Below are 16,496 nucleotides of genomic sequence, written 5' to 3' on the forward strand. Positions count from 1 at the left end.
GGAACGTCTCAGCGATTTTGAGGCCGCCAACAACGGCAGTTTCAGCAGCCCCTACGCCAGCGGTGAGTTGGGGTTGTAGGCCGGGTAAGGCGCAGCCGCCACCCGGCATAAAAGCGACGCCGTGCCTGATGCCATCGCCCGGCGGCGCTGCGCTGGCGCGGGCCTGGAGACAATCAGAGCCGGACGAGTAGGCCAGCCAGGATAAGCGCCGCTGTAGGATCAGAAGCGTAAAATTATGGCTCGCGGCGATCGGCCAGGTCCGTGAGCGGCTGCGCATCGTCGTTTGTGGAAACCTGCGGCGGCGACTTGCGCTTCCACTTCAGCTCGCTCACCAGCACCCCTGCGAGGATCAAGACGCAGCCGAGCAGAGCCAGCAGCGGCAGACGCTCACCGGCCAGCCGGCCAAAAATACCGGCCCATACCGGTTCACCAGTATAGATAAGGGTGGCCCGCGTCGGCGAGACGCTGCGCTGCGCCCAGTTCATGGTAACCTGAATGATCGCGCTGAAAATCCCCAGCCCCAGCGCGACGCCGAGCAGGGCCGGCGTCAACGGCGGAACCGCCTCACCCGCCGGCTTCATGGCGGCGAAAGCCACCAGCGACGCGGTCGCCAGCTGCACGACCGTCACCCGGCGGACATCGACTTTCCCGGCCCAGGCGCTGATAAGGATAATCTCCGCCGCGATCGCCAGCGCGCTCGCCAGAGTAATCATCTCCCCCACGCCAAGCGCCAGCAGATTATTTTCCGGCCCGGCCAGCAGGATCAAACCGATAAACGCCAGCACAATCCCCACGCAGGACATCACCCCCGGCATACGGCCCAGGCACAGCCACTGCAGCAGCGGTACCAGAGGCACATACATCGCCGTGATAAAGGCAGATTTACTACTGGAGATCGACTGCAGTCCCCAGGTCTGCAGGCCATACCCCAGCGCAATCGCCACGCCAATCGCCACCCCCGCCTTCACCTCCAGCCACGTCAGCCCTCGCAGGGTGCGCAGCGAGAGCAGGCCCACCGCCAGCGCGGCGGTCGCGAAACGCAGACCGACAAAAAACAGCGGCCCGCTGAGGCTCACCGCATACTGCACGGCAAGGAACGTCCCTCCCCAGAACATGGTGATCATGATGAGGAGCGCTTCCTGGCGGGTAATGGAGAATTTTAACGAAGACATAAGACAGCCATGACGATTAACGGGCGACCAGTGTGCAATCCGCCCGGCGGGAGCGCAACCACCGACAGATAAAAAAACCGCCGGCAGATGCCGGCGGCGAGGGCGATGCGGTTGGGTCGGGGAGATTAACACCGCATCAAAGAGAACAGTGCGAGTCGCGCGTTAACTTTCACGACTACCATGACTGTTTTTACCCCCTTTTTTGCCAGCCTCTGAGGCGCGCTGAGGGTCATTTTTAAAATTCCCCCCGCTATGCTGGCCACCTTTACGTCCTGCTTCTGATGCTCTTTCACGGTCTTCAGCAAAGTTGCCAGAACCGCCACGATGGTTTGCCATTACTGACCTCCATTAGGTTAGACATCATAGTGCATTACGCGGGAGCGGCGACGCCGCTGTCTTACCGCGTATCTATAAGGTTAGTGAATGACTGCCGCTGACGGCGGCAAATGAAATATCCAGAAACAAACCCGGGCGAAAAAAGCCCCCCTCGCGGCGCGTACGGGTTCTAACCTGCTCTGCTGGCGGAGAAAAAATAGTCGGCAAAAATGTATCCTGATGCTACACCCTTGCCACACCGGCCAAAATAGCAGGCGCAACGCTTCCTCCTTCTCTCCCTTTCAGGCCGCGCGGTGCAAGGAAAAGTAAATAATGCTTTGTCATTTTGTTATAAATCAAATAAATGCCCGTTGGATTTGCACTCTCCGGCGGAGGCTTTATCTTTAAAGGTAACCAGCCATTTGGCTGGCTTATAACGCAACCGAGGAGTGATGGAAATGGCTAAAATTCTGGTGCTTTATTATTCCATGTATGGACACATTGAAACCATGGCTCACGCCGTCGCCGATGGGGCAAACCGGGTGGATGGCGTTGAGGTGGTTGTGAAGCGCGTGCCGGAAACCATGCAGGCTGAAGCATTTGCCAAAGCAGGCGGGAAAACGCAAAACGCGCCCGTCGCCACGCCGCAGGAGCTGGCAGAGTATGACGCCATCATCTTTGGTACCCCAACTCGTTTCGGCAACATGTCCGGTCAGATGCGCACCTTCCTCGATCAAACCGGCGGTCTGTGGGCGTCCGGCGCCCTGTACGGCAAGATCGCCAGCGTATTCAGCTCAACCGGCACCGGCGGCGGACAGGAACAAACCATTACCTCGACCTGGACGACGCTGGCCCACCACGGCATGATCATCGTCCCGATCGGCTACGGCGCCCAGGAGCTGTTTGATATTTCCCAGGTCCGCGGCGGTACCCCTTATGGCGCGACCACCATCGCCGGCGGAGACGGCTCGCGTCAGCCGAGCGAGGAAGAGTTAGCCATCGCCCGCTATCAGGGCGAACATGTCGCCAAACTGGCCGTTAAAGTCCACGGCTAATCTTCTGCAGGAGGAGTAACATGCCAACTCAAGAAGCAAAAGCACATCGCGTCGGCGAATGGGCAAGTTTACGTAACACCTCGCCGGAGATCGCCGAGGCGATTTTCGAAGTCGCCCACTACGATGAAAAACTGGCGGAGCAAATCTGGGAGGAAGGCAGCGACGAAGTGCTGGCGCTGGCCTTTGCCAAAACCGATAAAGATGCGCTGTTCTGGGGTGAACAGACCATTGAGCGTAAAAACGTCTAGGACGTTTATTTCCGCCAGGTCTCGCCCTAACCTGCTAAAAAACCCGGATTGCTCCGGGTTTTTTACATTATTTCGCCGCCTCGTTGATCACCTTTTTAAAGGTCTCCAGCGGACAGAATCCCTGATCGTCAACCGGGCAGCCGTTAAGCGCCAGGGTGACCCGCTGCGGCGGGGCCTGCAGGGTTAACGCGTCGGCGTTACGCAGCTGTTCAGTACTTTGATAGACATACTCAATCTTCATCAGATCGCGATTACCGGCGCTGTCATGCCAGCGCTGAAACAGCAGTTTGCCGCCAATGGGCGTGCGCTCGTACTGGCCAGGTAGTTGATAAGGCTTAAAGTCCAGGGCCGTCAGCAGCGAGGCGATATTCGAGTCGTGCCCCACCAGCAGCGTGACTTTCGCCTTGTTGGCCTCCTCGCCCACCAGCGCGTTATCGATATATTTAACCAGCGGTTTGGCGACGTTTTGCGCCACTGCCGTCGAGGTAAACAGGCTATCCTGGTAGCCGTTTTTCAGCTTCGACAGCACCTGCCATTGCTTATCGCTGGTGATTTCCCCCCACGCCACCTGGTCTTTCGGGAAACCTTCATAATATTGCAGGGTGAAGGCGTCCACCAGCGAGTTGCCCACCTTCAGCGGACCGGAAACCCCCGGCTCCTGTTGATAACCGGCGCTAAAGGTATCCTTACCCTCGCTCAGCGAGCAGACCTGCTTCTCTTTGCAGGAGGGCGAGTTGCGGTAATCGATCATCGTCTCCAGCAGCTTATAGCTCTCGGTCAGTTGCATCCCCTGACGCTCTTTTTCCATCGCCTGCAGCGCTTTCTCGCGAAACGCGGGGGAGTCGTCGGTAATAACCGGGTTGAAGGTCGGGTCCATGGTGCCCATCTGCGGCTGATGGTGCACCGTGATACCGCAGCCCGGGAACGCGCCGGTGATAAAGAACTGCGCGGTGGCGACGGTGCGCTGCAGGCTGTTGGCATAGGCGTAAACCGCGTTTTCCGGCGGGCACTCACCGCCGGTCACCAGCTTCTGCTGCGCCAGCCATTCGCGCATATAGTGGCCCATATACACCTCCAGCACGCCGCCTTTGGTGGTCAGCTGGCCGCCCGGCACATCCCACTGCGGCCAGGCCTTGGCGGTGGACTGCTCGAGCACGCTGCCGTTATTGGCCAGCGGCGCACGCAGGTTGTGACGGCTCATGATCAGCACCTGCTGCAGCTGATACCCCTCCGGGGCGGCCGAGTCCTGCGCCTGAGCGCCAGCGGATAACATCACCGCGCCGGCAACGGCGGCGGCAAGTAGACGTTTTTTCATCCCTTCATCCTTAGTCGTTTATTATCATCGCGTTAATTGTGACGGATTTATGACATTTTTCCTGGTAATCGCTCGCAAACTTAGACCGTAGCCGAAAATTTCCCCTGCCGGGCAAAGAGTTTTATAATGAAACAATTAACCTGGAGGCTTTCGTGAAACGTACCCGTCTGGAAAACAGCTGTTGCCCTATCGCCCGCTCCCTCGATGTTATCGGCGACTGGTGGTCGCTGCTGATCGTCCGCGATGCTCTACGCGGGGTGCGCCGGTTTAGCGAATTCCAGAAAAACCTCGGTATTGCCAAAAACATGCTCGCCGGGCGGCTGAAAATGCTGGTGGATGAAGGCATCCTGCGCCTGCAGCCGGCCTCCGATGGCAGCGCCTGGCAGGAGTATGTCCTGACCGACAAGGGCCGTGCCCTGCAGACGGTGCTGGTCGCCCTCTCCCAGTGGGCAGACGACTATCTGTTCGAGCCCGACGAACCGGCGACCCGGCTCATTGACCGTCAGCAGCGCCAGCCCCTGCGTAAGCTGGTCCTGCAGGCGGCGGATGGCCGTGAGCTGGCCCCGGCAGACATCACCATCGCTATTCCGCTGAACGACTAAACGCTGCCCGCGGCAGGCAAAAATGAAAAAGTCCGGACAAAATGGTTGCATTATTAAACCTAATATCTCATGCTGAATTTGGTTTAATAATGCAACCTTTTACGAGGCAATTCTCATGACCCAACCATCGCACACTGCTTTTATCACTGGCGCGTCCTCAGGTATCGGCGCGATCTATGCCGAACGACTCGCCGCCCGCGGCTACAACCTGATCCTCGCCGCCCGTCGTGAAGACCGGCTGCTGGCGCTCGCCGACCAGCTGCAGGCGCGCTACGCCATCCAGGCCAGCATCCTCAAAGCCGATCTTAGCGAAGAGCACGGGATTGCCGCCGTAGAGCAGCGTCTGCAGCAGGATCCCGCCATCGACCTGTTCATTAACAACGCCGGCACCGCGAAAATGGCGGGTTTTCTCGCCAGTACGCCGCGGGAGCACCAGGCGATTCATACGCTCAATACCACGGCGCTGCTGCGCCTGAGCTATGCCGCGCTGGCCGCTTTCATCCCACGACGCCGGGGAACGCTCATTAATATTGCCTCCATCCTCGCGCTACATACGCTGCCAGGTAGCGCGGTCTACAGCGCCAGTAAAGCCTGGGTGTTGAGCTTCACCCGCGGTCTGCAGGATGAGTTTGCCGACAGCGGCGTGCGTATTCAGGCGGTATTGCCGGCGGCGACCGCCACCGATCTCTGGCCGACCTCCGGCGTGGCGTTGAACGCCCTGCCCACCGGCACGGTGATGACCACAGAGGATCTGGTGGACGCCGCTCTCAGGGGGCTGGAGATGGGGGAACAGGTTACCTTACCACCGGTTCATGACCTGGGACTGTGGGAGGCTTTTGAGCAGTCCAGACTGGCGCTGTTTACCAGCGCACGAACCGGACAGCCTGCGCCGCGGTATCGCTAAGCGGCACCTTGCGGCGGACATTACTCCGGTAGCGGAACCGCCGTCAGGGTACAAATGGCCTCGTGCTCGCCGCCGCGGCGATCGGTGATCACCACCTTATCGCCCGCTTTTTTGCCTTCACACGGCTTGAGGACCTGCTCCACGATCTGCTCGCGGCTCGCCTGACGTTCACTTTCAGCCTGGCTGGCAAAGGCAGACAGCGCCAGCACCACGCCCAGCAGGCTGAGGGATTTCTTATACATGACTGACTCTCAGATCGTTCTTATTCGCGGTCAGCGTAACCCGCTGTACGCCGCACTTCTGTAAAATCACTTAACGGAGTGTTACATCCTTTCAGGTGAAACCCGGGCGGTCACATTCCTGCGGGAAATATTTTATCACAACCCCGCCGCCGGATATTCTCGCGATGAGGCGTCATCTTTCAGACATATCCCGATGTTATCTTCAAACAGAGCCCTGTATCTTTTTCCCTTTCTAAACAGAATATTAGGTTGGTCTATGTCGGGTCTTATTCTCTTTATCGTCGCGGTGGCGCTGCTGGGCGTCGCCATCTACAGCCTGGTGTCGTACCTCAAAGAGCGGCGCGCCAGTCAGTTACCTGTCCATAAAAAGAAGAAATAATACCTTCCGTTCCCCGCCGTTTTCTGCTGATTTCTTTACCGTCCTGTACTGTCCCTTACCGAACCAAAAACCAAGGCAGGCCTGTGGGCCTGCCTTGGTTCAATCGCAGCATCAAACGTTTATGACTCCCAGGCCTGCTCCGCTTTGGTGGCATCGAACTGCGGCGGCGGTTTACGGAAGCGTCGGGTCAGGTAAGCCAGGTACAGCAGGCCAAGCGCCGCCCACACCAGGCCGAGCGTTAGCGAGGTGGCCTCGAGGTTGATCCACAGCACGCCCACCGTCAACGCGCCGACCATCGGCAACAGCAGATAGTGCAGCCGATCCTTCCAGGTTTTGTTATACCCCTTGCGCCGCCAGAAGTGGTTGAACACCGACAGATTTACGAAGGTGAACGCCACCAGCGCGCCGAAGTTGATCAACGCCGTGGCGGTCACCAGGTCGAAGAACAGCGCCGACAGCGCGACAATACCCACCATAATCACGTTCAGCGCCGGGGTACGCCATTTCGGATGCACATAGCCAAAAATGCGCTCCGGGAAGACGTTGTCGCGGCCCATCACGTACAGCAGACGGGAGACGCTGGCATGCGAGGCCAGGCCCGATGCCAGGGTGTTAACAAAGGTGGTGCAGAGGAAAATCGACTGGAACAGCTTGCCGCCCACGTACAGCGCAATCTCCGGCAGCGCGGCATCGGGGTCTTTAAAGCGATGAATATCCGGGAAGAACAGCTGCATAAAGAACGACGCGACGATGAAAATAATGCCGCCGTACATCGCAGTAAGAAAAATCGCTTTCGGGATCACCCGTGCGGCGTCAGGGGTCTCTTCCGACAGCGTGGTCACCGCGTCGAAGCCGAGAAACGAGAAGCAGACAATCGTCGCGCCGGTAATAATCGGGATCAGATGCGCATTCTGGCTGATAAACGGCTGCAGCGACCAGACGGTCCCCACCCCCTCGCCTTTGTGCAGCCCCTGCACCACCAGAATGACAAACACCACCATGATCGAAATCTGCACGAGCACGAACAGGGTGTTGAAGTTGGCCACCAGGTTAACGCTTTTCAGGTTCGCGGCGGTCAGAATGGCGACAAAGGTGACCACCCACACCCATGGCGGCACCTCCGGGAACAGCGCCGAGAGATAGATCTTCGCCAGCAGGACGTTGATCATCGGCAGAAACAGATAATCGAGCAGCGACGACCAGCCGACCATAAAACCGACGTGCGGACTGATGGATTTTTGCGCGTAGGTATAGGCGGAACCGGCTTCCGGGAACTGACGCACCAGTTTGCCGTAGCTGATGGCGGTGAACAGCACCCCGGCCAGCGCCAACAGATAAGACGCCGGTACGTGGCCATTGCTGATGCCGGAGACGATGCCAAAGGTATCAAACACCGTCATCGGCGTCAGATAGGCCAGCCCCATCATCACCACTTGCCAGAGTTTGAGGGATTTACGCAGGCGTGGTCTGCCCGCCTGAGCGGCGTTATGCGCAGGAAGATTAATAGCCATCGCCCATTCCCCCCTTGCTGTTAACAGTTTGCGGACCCAACGTCCGCGTGACAAACCTGCTTAGCAAAGGGGTAAGGCATAGATAAAAGGGTAAGACGGACCGGTGAGCGGTAGCTGGCTGGCATTCCATGCGGCCTGAGCGGCCTCCCTCTCCCTGCGGATATTTGAACATCTGCATCATCTCATTTCCTCGTCACACACTGTGTCGTTAACTGAAGCCCCGTTGCCGCCTGCGCTCCTTAACGCGACATCCGGGAAATGGCTGGGCTCCCAGCAAAAAGGACGACCAGGCTCCGCTCAGGCCGTATGATGCTACTGATTACCAAACTCATGGGCCCCTCGCGGGGCGACCATCAGGCGTTTTTCAACATCCACTCAATTTCGGTTTCTGTGATAAGACGCTCAAACTGCAGTAATTCATCATGCTTACAGGCATGGAAAACGTGGCAGAAACGCTCACCGAGGCGCTCGCGCAGATGATCGTTCTGCATAAACTCCCACAGCGCATCGCTCTGGCGGATCGGGAACGGCAGGCCCTCTTGTTCCAGACCGTTACCTTCCACCTCTTCCTGCAAAGGCAGCTGGGGGTTATCCAGCCCGTGCAGAATGCCGGCAAAAATCGCCGCCATCACCAGATACGGGTTGGCGTCCGCCCCCGCCACGCGATACTCGACGCGGTGGTTCTGCCGCTCGCCGCACGGAATACGCAAGGCCACGGTGCGGTTGTTATGCCCCCACGAAGCCTGCGTCGGGACGTACATCCCCGGCTGGAAGCGGCGATACGAGTTCACGTTCGGCGCCAGCAGCGCCATCGAGGCCGGCATCAGATCGATCATCCCGGCCAGCGCGCGTTTGAGCAGCACAGAGTCTTCCCCGTCGCCGTCCACCAGCACGTTTTCCCCTTTATTGTTCAGCATGCTGATGTGGATGTGCATCCCGCTGCCCGCATGCTCTTCATAAGGCTTCGCCATAAAAGTGGCGTGCATCTTATGCTTCTCCGCCATTAAACGCACGAGACGTTTTAACGCCAGCGCATCATCGCAGGCATCCAGCACGTTATCGGTATGGTGAAGGTTGATTTCAAACTGGCCCGGCGAGGCTTCCGCCACCGCGCCGTCGGCGGGGATCAGCTGCAGTTTGGCCAGCTCGTCGATGTCATAAAGCACGTCGGCAAAGTGGTTCAGGTTATCGACGGAGTAGACCTGGCTTTGGGTGTTGCGATCGTCGGTGCCCGGCGCGCACGGCGGCTGGAGGTAGCCTTCGGCGTCGCGTTTGCGGTCCAGTAAATAGAACTCCAGCTCTACCGCTACCACGGGGAACAGCCCGCGCTGGCGCAACTGCTGCCAGAGGCGGTTGAGTACGTTCCGCGGCTCAACGTCAAAGGGAGCGCCATCTTCATCAACCATGGTCAGCTGTACCTGGGCTATCGATTGTGGGTCAGCCGCCGAAGGCGTTAAGGTGCCGGGTACCGGAATGCAGCTGCGATCCGGTTCGCCCATATCCTGACCCAGGCCGGCCTCTTCCACCACATTGCCAAGAATATCCATTGCAAACACCGAGGCCGGGAAATAACAGCCTTTCTCCAGTTTGCTCAGGCCGGCAACCGGAATGCGCTTGCCGCGGAAGCAGCCGTTCAGGTCGGTAAGGAGGACATCGACATACTGGGTATCGGGGTAGGTTTCGAGGTAGCGCTTCACTTCTTTCGCGAACGCGCTGACCCGTCTCTCTTCCGTCTGCTGAACAAAGTTCTCAACTTCTACGATATTGGTTTCCATGATTCACCGCCGTTGGTTGGGTTTCGGTCCTGTGCTCAGACCGTTAAATATAATGTCCACCCCATCGACTGTGTATGCAAATAAATTGTTTGTCAAATGTTAAATTAAGTTTGCAAAGGGCTATTTCCACTGCTAGATTGAGAAAATATTGAACGATATGGCCGTTAAACCCGCTATAGCGGTCATAATTTAGTCCACTTTGTGAGGGCGATCATGGAAAATATAATGTACAAGCCAGTTATTGGCGTCGTGATGTGTAGAAACAGGCTTAAGGGTCACCAGACCCAGACTCTGCAAGAAAAGTACCTGAATGCCATTGTTAACCACGGCGGATTGCCGATCGCCCTGCCGCATGCGCTGGCGGAGCCGGAGCTGCTGAACGCGTTAGTCGATAAACTGGACGGGATTTACCTGCCAGGCAGCCCCAGTAATGTGCAGCCGCACCTTTATGGTGAAAACGGCGATGAGCCTGACGCCGACCCCGGGCGTGATCTTCTGAGCATGGCGCTGATTAACGCCGCGCTCGAAAGGCGCATCCCCATTTTCGCCATCTGTCGTGGACTGCAGGAACTGGTTGTCGCCACCGGCGGGACTCTGTATCGTCGTCTGTTCGAGCAGCCTGAGCTCCTTGAACATCGTGAAGATCCTGAACTGCCCGTCGAGCAGCAGTATGCGCCGTCCCATCAGGTTGAGGTTCAGGAAGGAGGATTGCTGTCGCAATTGATACCGGGCTGCAACACGTTTTGGGTAAACTCGCTACATGGGCAAGGGGCAAAAACCCTGAGTCCGCAGCTGCGCGTGGAGGCGCGAGCGCCGGATGGACTGGTGGAAGCGGTCAGCGTGAACGATCATCCTTTCGCGTTGGGCGTACAGTGGCATCCTGAATGGAACAGTAGCGAATACGCCCTGTCGCGTATGTTGTTTGATGGTTTTATCACCGCCTGTCAGGGCCATCATGCTGAAAAGCGGCGGCGCTGACCACTACCGTTAAGGAAATGCAAATATGAGCGATGACGGACTGGCGCCAGGGAAACGTCTGTCAGAGATCCGCCAACAGCTGGGTCTCTCACAGCGTCGTGCCGCCGAACTGTCTGGGTTGACACATAGTGCCATCAGCACCATAGAGCAGGACAAAGTCAGTCCTGCCATCAGTACGCTGCAAAAGCTGCTGAAAGTCTATGGGCTGTCGCTCTCGGAATTCTTTTCTGAACCCGAAAAGCCGGACGAACCCCAGGTGGTCATTAATCAGGATGACCTGATTGAGATGGGAAGTCAGGGCGTTTCCATGAAGCTGGTTCATAACGGAAATCCGAACCGTACGCTGGCGATGATTTTTGAAACTTACCAGCCTGGAACCACGACCGGGGAGAGAATTAAGCATCAGGGTGAGGAGATAGGCACCATACTGGAAGGTGAGATCGTGCTGACCATTAACGGTCAGTCGTATCACCTGGTGGCTGGACAGAGCTATGCCATTAATACCGGCATCCCGCACAGCTTCAGCAACACCTCGGCAGGCATCTGCCGCATCATCAGTGCCCACACCCCCACCACATTCTGATTATTTAGCCTGAACGAGGTTCAGGCTTTCTTCAGGCCTGTCGCGGCGGAAAATCTATTTTCGTCGCGGCGAAGAAATCGTAGTAATTACGCCTGCGCCGTACGGAATATTATTTCCTGTTGGCCCCGAAATAATTAACGCCAGTGAATGGCGACTCGCTCCTGAATAATTCGGGTTGTAAACAACCTGTCGCCATTCAGGGGAATAAAACGGTATTCAACTCCGGGGATACATTATGCCCTGCGCCCGGCGCAGTGCCCCCGTGCAGCCTGAAAACGCCGAACTGATTAATGTGCCGATAATGTTTTTAAGGAGTCATGATGAATTTTCAGCACCTGGCTTACTGGCAGGAAAAAGCGAAAAACCTGGCCATTGAAACGCGCTTATTTATTAACGGCGAATATTGCGCCGCGGCCGATAATACCACCTTTGAAACTATCGACCCTGCCGCGCAGCAGACATTAGCGCAGGTCGCCCGCGGTAAAAAAGCCGACGTCGAACGGGCGGTGAAGGCCGCGCGCCAGGCTTTTGATAATGGCGACTGGTCGCAGGCCTCCCCCGCACAGCGTAAAGCGATCCTCACTCGCTTTGCTGATCTGATGGAGGCCCATCGTGAAGAGCTGGCGCTGCTGGAAACGCTGGATACCGGCAAACCGATTCGCCACAGCCTGCGCGACGATATTCCCGGCGCCGCCCGCGCCATTCGCTGGTATGCCGAAGCGCTGGATAAAGTCTATGGCGAAGTGGCCCCCACCGGCAGCAACGAGCTGGCGATGATCGTTCGCGAACCAATTGGCGTGATCGCCGCGGTGGTGCCGTGGAACTTCCCGCTACTGCTGGCCTGCTGGAAACTCGGTCCGGCGCTGGCGGCGGGCAACAGCGTGATCCTCAAACCCTCAGAAAAATCGCCGCTCACCGCCCTGCGTCTGGCCGGGCTGGCGAAAGAGGCCGGCCTGCCGGACGGCGTGTTGAACGTGGTCAGCGGCTTTGGCCACGAGGCCGGACAGGCGCTGGCCCTGCATCCTGACGTCGAAGTCATCACCTTCACCGGCTCCACCCGTACCGGCAAGCAGCTGCTGAAAGACGCCGGCGACAGCAATATGAAGCGCGTATGGCTGGAAGCGGGCGGCAAGAGCGCCAACATCGTCTTCGCCGACTGCCCGGATCTGCAAAAAGCGGTCAACGCCACCGCCGGCGGCATCTTCTATAACCAGGGCCAGGTGTGTATCGCTGGCACCCGCCTGCTGCTGGAGGAGAGCATCGCCGACGAATTTCTGACATTGCTGAAAGCGCAGGCGCAACACTGGCAGCCGGGTAACCCGCTCGATCCGGACACCACCATGGGCATGTTGATTGATAACACCCATGCCGACAACGTGCACAGTTTTATCCGCGGTGGCGAAGCCAAAAGCACGCTGTTCCTCGACGGACGGAAAAATCCGTGGCCTGCCGCCGTCGGCCCGACCATTTTCGTTGACGTCGACCCGGCATCGACCCTCAGCCGGGAAGAGATCTTCGGCCCGGTACTGGTGGTCACGCGCTTCAAAAGCGAAGAAGAGGCGCTGCAGCTTGCCAATGACAGTGACTACGGTCTCGGCGCCGCCGTGTGGACCCGCGATCTGTCACGCGCCCACCGCATGAGCCGTCGCCTGAAGGCTGGCTCGGTCTTCGTCAACAACTATAACGATGGTGATATGACCGTTCCGTTCGGCGGCTACAAGCAGAGCGGCAACGGGCGCGATAAATCGCTGCACGCGCTGGAAAAATTCACCGAACTGAAAACCATCTGGATTGCCCTGGAGTCTTGATCATGACTGAACATACCACTAGCTACTACGCCGCCAGCGCCAATAAGTATGAACCGTTCCCGACGCTGGAGGGATCCATCAACTGTGACGTCTGCGTCGTCGGCGGCGGCTACACCGGCCTCTCCTCAGCTCTGCATCTGGCCGAAATGGGCTACGACGTGGTGGTGCTGGAAGGGGCGCGCATCGGCTTCGGCGCCAGCGGCCGCAACGGCGGTCAGCTGGTCAACTCCTATAGCCGCGATATCGACGTCATTGAGAAAAACTACGGCCCGGATGCGGCCAAAATGCTCGGCAGCATGATGTTCGAAGGCGGCGATATTATTCGCGAGCGCATCCAGCGCTACCAGATCCAGTGCGATTACCGCCCGGGCGGCCTGTTCGTGGCGATGAACCATAAACAGCTGGAAACCCTGGAAGAGCAAAAAGCCAACTGGGAACGCTACGGCAACACCCAACTGGAGCTGCTGGACAGAGAGGCCATTCGTCGCGAAGTGGACAGCGACCGCTACGTCGGCGCCCTGCTTGACCACAGCGGCGGCCATATTCACCCGCTGAACCTCGCCATCGGCGAAGCGGACGCCATTCGTCTGAACGGCGGCCGGGTGTATGAGCAGTCGCCGGTCACCCGCATCCAGCACAACAGCCCGGCGGTGGTCAGCACCGCGCGGGGCCAGGTCACCGCGCGCTACGTGATCGTCGCCGGCAACGCCTATCTTGGCGATAAACTGGAGCCGGAGCTGGCGAAACGCAGCATGCCGTGTGGCACCCAGGTGGTCACTACCGCTCCGCTGTCGGAAGAGGTCGCCCGCTCGCTGATCCCGAAAAACTACTGTGTGGAAGATTGTAACTACCTGCTGGACTACTACCGTCTGACCGGCGACAACCGTCTGCTGTACGGCGGCGGCGTGGTCTACGGCGCGCGCGATCCGGACGACGTGGAGCGGCTGATTATGCCGAAGCTGCTGAAAACCTTCCCGCAGCTGCAGGGGGTGAAAATTGACTACCGCTGGACCGGCAACTTCCTGCTGACCCTGTCGCGGATGCCGCAGTTCGGCCGTCTCGATAACAATATTTACTACATGCAGGGCTACAGCGGCCACGGCGTGACCTGTACCCACCTTGCCGGACGCTTGATTTCAGAGCTGCTGCGCGGCGACGCCGAGCGGTTCGACGCCTTCGCCAAACTGCCGCACTACCCGTTCCCGGGCGGCCGCAGCCTGCGCATTCCTTTTACCGCCATGGGCGCCGCCTACTACAGCCTGCGCGACCGCCTTGGGGTTTAATCGCCTCTGCCGACGGCGCTGGCCGTCGGCTCATGCTGCGGATAGTGCAGCTGAAAGTAGTGGCGCAGAAACTCCACGGTGGTGCGAATTTTAGCCGACGTCGCCAACCGGGAGACATAGACCGCCCAGACGTTGGCAGGCTGAAAGAATTCCGGCAGCACATGCACCAGATGGCCGCTGGCGATATTCTCCCGGACGTCCCACCATGAACGTAACGCAATCCCCTGCCCGTCCAGACACCACTGATGCACAATTTCACCATGGTTGGACGACAGCGGCCCGGTCACCTTGATCGCATGCTGCCCCTCTTTGCTGTGCAACTGCCAGATGCCAAACGGATGATCGCGTTCTTTAATCACCAGGCAGGGTAAGGCGGCCAGATCGCTCAGCTGTTTCGGCGGTGGATGGCGGGCAAGAAACTGCGGCGAGGCGCAGAGCACGCGGTGGTTGGCCGCCAGCTGGCGGGCAATCAGATTCGGCGCGATATCATCGCCCACGCGAATATCGAGATCCACCCCTTCATTGACTAAATCCACCAGCCGGTCCTGGACATCGAAACGCAGTTCCAGCTGCGGGTACTGAAGGGCCAGCGCCGACAGCGCCGGGGCCACCACCCGGCGACCAAAGCCGAAGCTACTGATAATACGCAGCGTTCCCTGCGGCACCTGGCGTACGTCGGAAAGCTCGTCCATCATCTCATCGACATCCTGCAAAATGCGCTGCGCCCATTCGTAGATCCGCTCCCCCTCCTCGGTAATGGTGACCCGGCGGGTGGTCCGGTGCAGCAACACCACATTCAGGGTTTGCTCCAGCAGCGAAACCCGCTTGCTGACGAACGCCGGTGATACGCCAAGCTCTTCGGCGGCGGCGGCGAACCCGGCCCGGCGAGCGACCAGCATAAAGACGCGTAAATCATTTAGCAGCGGCAGATTATTCATGATCTGTGTTTTATGTTTCACCAGTTAGCGTGATTAATTATGAACCAGTCAATTATAGGATAGGCAGGTGGTCAAACATCATCGCTAAAAAGTGAGAACCGGAATGAAAAAAACCTATCGTATTGCCGCCATCCCGGGTGACGGAATTGGCAAAGAAGTTCTGCCTGAAGGGATTCGCGTGCTGCAAGCCGCCGCACAGCGTTGGGATCTGTCATTGAGCTTCGAGCAGATGGAGTGGGCAAGCTGCGAATATTATGCCCATCACGGCAAGATGATGCCGGACGACTGGCGCGAGCAGCTGCAGGGCTTCGATGCCATCTACTTCGGCGCCGTCGGCTGGCCGGATACCGTTCCCGACCACATTTCGCTGTGGGGATCGCTGCTGAAGTTCCGCCGTGAGTTTGACCAATACGTCAACCTGCGTCCGGTGCGTCTGTTCCCCGGCGTCCCCTGCCCGCTGGCGGGTAAAAAGGCCGGCGATATCGATTTTTACGTGGTGCGCGAAAATACCGAAGGCGAATATTCCGCCCTCGGCGGGCGCGCCAATGAAGGCACCGAGCATGAAGTGGTGATTCAGGAGTCGGTCTTTACCCGCCGCGGCGTGGACCGGATCCTGCGCTACGCCTTCGAACTGGCGCAAAGCCGCCCACGCAAAACGCTGACTTCGGCGACCAAATCCAACGGTCTGGCGATCAGCATGCCCTACTGGGATGAGCGGGTGGAAGAGATGGCCAAAAACTATCCGGATATTCGCTGGGACAAGCAGCATATCGATATCCTGTGCGCCCGCTTCGTGCTGCAGCCGGAGCGTTTTGATGTGGTGGTCGGCTCCAACCTGTTCGGCGATATTCTCTCCGATCTCGGCCCGGCTTGTACCGGCACAATCGGCATTGCGCCGTCGGCCAATCTCAATCCGGAGCGCACCTTCCCGTCGCTGTTCGAGCCGGTTCACGGATCCGCGCCGGATATCTACGGTAAAAATATCGCCAACCCGATCGCCACCGTGTGGGCCGGGGCAATGATGCTCGATTTCCTCGGCAACGGCGATGAGCGCTATCACGCCGCGCACAACGGCATCCTGGCGGCGATTGAGCAGGTGATTGCCAGCGGGCCGAAAACCCCGGATATGAAAGGCAGCGCATCAACGCAACAGGTCAGCGACGCTATCTGCAAAGCCATTTTGGCGTAATTACCCCGACCGCTCCCCGGTGGCGCTGCGCTTACCGGGGCTACAAAAGGCACGATAATGTAGATACTGTTATCGGTTTGCAACAGTTTCGCCCCGGGAAAAACGTTTGTTCTGTGTTATTTCCGGGCACATTGCGCTCCCGATATGTCTTCCGTGTTATGTCTCTTCTGGCGCAGGGAGCGCACAGGGGGCGGCCAGT

Annotated in this window: 17 protein-coding genes and 1 pseudogene; 11 read left to right on the plus strand and 7 right to left on the minus strand. The window is 58.4% G+C overall.

The genetic code is table 11. From position 1 onward, the window contains the following. Positions 1–233: 233 nt before the first annotated feature. Both HMPREF3096_RS26770 and HMPREF3096_RS26775 read right to left on the minus strand, forming a co-directional pair. A complete protein-coding gene (locus HMPREF3096_RS26770; RefSeq protein WP_008805936.1) occupies positions 234–1,172 on the minus strand; it encodes a DMT family transporter in 939 nt (312 codons plus the stop codon). A 162-nt stretch (positions 1,173–1,334) separates the two neighbouring features. Continuing rightward, a complete protein-coding gene (locus HMPREF3096_RS26775) occupies positions 1,335–1,508 on the minus strand; it encodes a con-10 family general stress protein (protein ID WP_002898708.1) in 174 nt (57 codons plus the stop codon). A gap of 117 nt (positions 1,509–1,625) precedes the next feature. Here HMPREF3096_RS26775 and HMPREF3096_RS31130 point away from each other — a divergent pair. The 3 genes and pseudogenes from HMPREF3096_RS31130 to HMPREF3096_RS26785 all read left to right on the plus strand — a co-directional run bounded on the left by HMPREF3096_RS31130 (position 1,626) and on the right by HMPREF3096_RS26785 (position 2,790). Next, positions 1,626–1,728: pseudogene (locus HMPREF3096_RS31130) on the plus strand (hypothetical protein). 217 nt (positions 1,729–1,945) lie between these two features. Then, a complete protein-coding gene (gene wrbA, locus HMPREF3096_RS26780) occupies positions 1,946–2,542 on the plus strand; it encodes an NAD(P)H:quinone oxidoreductase (RefSeq protein WP_008805935.1) in 597 nt (198 codons plus the stop codon). Between the two features lie 20 nt (positions 2,543–2,562). Beyond that, positions 2,563–2,790, plus strand: a complete 228-nt coding sequence (locus tag HMPREF3096_RS26785) for a YccJ family protein (protein ID WP_008805934.1) — start codon at positions 2,563–2,565, stop codon at positions 2,788–2,790. Positions 2,791–2,857: 67 nt separating this feature from the next. Here the strand turns inward: HMPREF3096_RS26785 and agp are convergent, their stop codons facing one another. Continuing rightward, positions 2,858–4,105: a bifunctional glucose-1-phosphatase/inositol phosphatase gene (gene agp, locus HMPREF3096_RS26790; protein WP_023322299.1), complete on the minus strand. Its 1,248-nt coding sequence runs from the start codon at positions 4,103–4,105 to the stop codon at positions 2,858–2,860. 152 nt (positions 4,106–4,257) lie between these two features. Here agp and HMPREF3096_RS26795 point away from each other — a divergent pair, with 152 nt between their 5' ends. Together HMPREF3096_RS26795 and HMPREF3096_RS26800 are read left to right on the plus strand one after the other, a co-directional pair. After that, on the plus strand, positions 4,258–4,707 hold the full coding sequence (locus HMPREF3096_RS26795) for a winged helix-turn-helix transcriptional regulator (RefSeq protein WP_012542276.1): 450 nt from the start codon (positions 4,258–4,260) through the stop codon (positions 4,705–4,707). 115 nt (positions 4,708–4,822) lie between these two features. Continuing rightward, a complete protein-coding gene (locus tag HMPREF3096_RS26800) occupies positions 4,823–5,611 on the plus strand; it encodes an SDR family NAD(P)-dependent oxidoreductase (RefSeq protein WP_008805931.1) in 789 nt (262 codons plus the stop codon). A 20-nt stretch (positions 5,612–5,631) separates the two neighbouring features. Here the strand turns inward: HMPREF3096_RS26800 and HMPREF3096_RS26805 are convergent, their stop codons facing one another. Continuing rightward, complete coding sequence (locus tag HMPREF3096_RS26805) at positions 5,632–5,853, minus strand: hypothetical protein (protein ID WP_008805930.1); 222 nt, start codon at positions 5,851–5,853, stop codon at positions 5,632–5,634. A gap of 256 nt (positions 5,854–6,109) precedes the next feature. On the opposite strand from HMPREF3096_RS26805, the gene HMPREF3096_RS30085 reads away from it, so the two are divergent. Next, positions 6,110–6,232, plus strand: a complete 123-nt coding sequence (locus HMPREF3096_RS30085) for a small membrane protein (protein WP_002898600.1) — start codon at positions 6,110–6,112, stop codon at positions 6,230–6,232. A 119-nt stretch (positions 6,233–6,351) separates the two neighbouring features. Here HMPREF3096_RS30085 and HMPREF3096_RS26810 read toward each other — a convergent pair whose 3' ends face one another. Then, a complete protein-coding gene (locus tag HMPREF3096_RS26810; RefSeq protein ID WP_008805929.1) occupies positions 6,352–7,743 on the minus strand; it encodes an APC family permease in 1,392 nt (463 codons plus the stop codon). 353 nt (positions 7,744–8,096) lie between these two features. After that, entirely contained in the window at positions 8,097–9,518 is a 1,422-nt protein-coding gene (locus tag HMPREF3096_RS26815) for a glutamine synthetase family protein (RefSeq protein ID WP_008805927.1), read from the minus strand. A 225-nt stretch (positions 9,519–9,743) separates the two neighbouring features. On the opposite strand from HMPREF3096_RS26815, the gene puuD reads away from it, so the two are divergent. The 4 genes from puuD to HMPREF3096_RS26835 all read left to right on the plus strand — a co-directional run bounded on the left by puuD (position 9,744) and on the right by HMPREF3096_RS26835 (position 14,170). Further along, on the plus strand, positions 9,744–10,496 hold the full coding sequence (gene puuD, locus HMPREF3096_RS26820) for a gamma-glutamyl-gamma-aminobutyrate hydrolase (RefSeq protein WP_162494428.1): 753 nt from the start codon (positions 9,744–9,746) through the stop codon (positions 10,494–10,496). Between the two features lie 25 nt (positions 10,497–10,521). After that, a complete protein-coding gene (gene puuR, locus HMPREF3096_RS26825) occupies positions 10,522–11,079 on the plus strand; it encodes an HTH-type transcriptional regulator PuuR (protein ID WP_002898590.1) in 558 nt (185 codons plus the stop codon). A gap of 320 nt (positions 11,080–11,399) precedes the next feature. Beyond that, positions 11,400–12,887, plus strand: coding sequence for an aldehyde dehydrogenase PuuC (gene puuC, locus HMPREF3096_RS26830; protein ID WP_032729917.1), 1,488 nt, complete (start codon positions 11,400–11,402; stop codon positions 12,885–12,887). A 2-nt stretch (positions 12,888–12,889) separates the two neighbouring features. Beyond that, positions 12,890–14,170, plus strand: a complete 1,281-nt coding sequence (locus HMPREF3096_RS26835) for an NAD(P)/FAD-dependent oxidoreductase (protein WP_032729915.1) — start codon at positions 12,890–12,892, stop codon at positions 14,168–14,170. On the opposite strand, the gene HMPREF3096_RS26840 is transcribed toward HMPREF3096_RS26835, so the two are convergent. Further along, positions 14,167–15,129, minus strand: a complete 963-nt coding sequence (locus tag HMPREF3096_RS26840) for a LysR substrate-binding domain-containing protein (protein ID WP_162822785.1) — start codon at positions 15,127–15,129, stop codon at positions 14,167–14,169. The two genes, HMPREF3096_RS26835 and HMPREF3096_RS26840, sit on opposite strands and share 4 nt — an antisense overlap. 82 nt (positions 15,130–15,211) lie before the next feature. On the opposite strand from HMPREF3096_RS26840, the gene HMPREF3096_RS26845 reads away from it, so the two are divergent. Next, positions 15,212–16,297 (plus strand): tartrate dehydrogenase, encoded by a 1,086-nt coding sequence (locus tag HMPREF3096_RS26845; RefSeq protein ID WP_022065457.1) that lies wholly within the window; start codon positions 15,212–15,214, stop codon positions 16,295–16,297. Positions 16,298–16,496 lie beyond the last annotated feature (199 nt).

Source organism: Klebsiella sp. HMSC25G12 (assembly GCF_001807705.1).
In the GTDB taxonomy this organism is placed as follows: domain Bacteria; phylum Pseudomonadota; class Gammaproteobacteria; order Enterobacterales; family Enterobacteriaceae; genus Klebsiella; species Klebsiella variicola.

Bases quoted from the DNA above. Each gene is read 5' to 3' on its own strand.
- HMPREF3096_RS26835 (WP_032729915.1), top strand. From the start codon at position 12,890: ATGACTGAACATACCACTAGCTACTACGCCGCCAGCGCCAATAAGTAT.
- HMPREF3096_RS26770 (WP_008805936.1), bottom strand. From the start codon at position 1,172: ATGTCTTCGTTAAAATTCTCCATTACCCGCCAGGAAGCGCTCCTCATC.
- agp (WP_023322299.1), bottom strand. From the start codon at position 4,105: ATGAAAAAACGTCTACTTGCCGCCGCCGTTGCCGGCGCGGTGATGTTA.
- HMPREF3096_RS26775 (WP_002898708.1), bottom strand. From the start codon at position 1,508: ATGGCAAACCATCGTGGCGGTTCTGGCAACTTTGCTGAAGACCGTGAA.
- wrbA (WP_008805935.1), top strand. From the start codon at position 1,946: ATGGCTAAAATTCTGGTGCTTTATTATTCCATGTATGGACACATTGAA.
- HMPREF3096_RS26785 (WP_008805934.1), top strand. From the start codon at position 2,563: ATGCCAACTCAAGAAGCAAAAGCACATCGCGTCGGCGAATGGGCAAGT.
- puuD (WP_162494428.1), top strand. From the start codon at position 9,744: ATGTACAAGCCAGTTATTGGCGTCGTGATGTGTAGAAACAGGCTTAAG.
- HMPREF3096_RS30085 (WP_002898600.1), top strand. From the start codon at position 6,110: ATGTCGGGTCTTATTCTCTTTATCGTCGCGGTGGCGCTGCTGGGCGTC.
- puuC (WP_032729917.1), top strand. From the start codon at position 11,400: ATGAATTTTCAGCACCTGGCTTACTGGCAGGAAAAAGCGAAAAACCTG.
- HMPREF3096_RS26810 (WP_008805929.1), bottom strand. From the start codon at position 7,743: ATGGCTATTAATCTTCCTGCGCATAACGCCGCTCAGGCGGGCAGACCA.
- HMPREF3096_RS26845 (WP_022065457.1), top strand. From the start codon at position 15,212: ATGAAAAAAACCTATCGTATTGCCGCCATCCCGGGTGACGGAATTGGC.
- HMPREF3096_RS26805 (WP_008805930.1), bottom strand. From the start codon at position 5,853: ATGTATAAGAAATCCCTCAGCCTGCTGGGCGTGGTGCTGGCGCTGTCT.
- HMPREF3096_RS26800 (WP_008805931.1), top strand. From the start codon at position 4,823: ATGACCCAACCATCGCACACTGCTTTTATCACTGGCGCGTCCTCAGGT.
- HMPREF3096_RS26815 (WP_008805927.1), bottom strand. From the start codon at position 9,518: ATGGAAACCAATATCGTAGAAGTTGAGAACTTTGTTCAGCAGACGGAA.
- puuR (WP_002898590.1), top strand. From the start codon at position 10,522: ATGAGCGATGACGGACTGGCGCCAGGGAAACGTCTGTCAGAGATCCGC.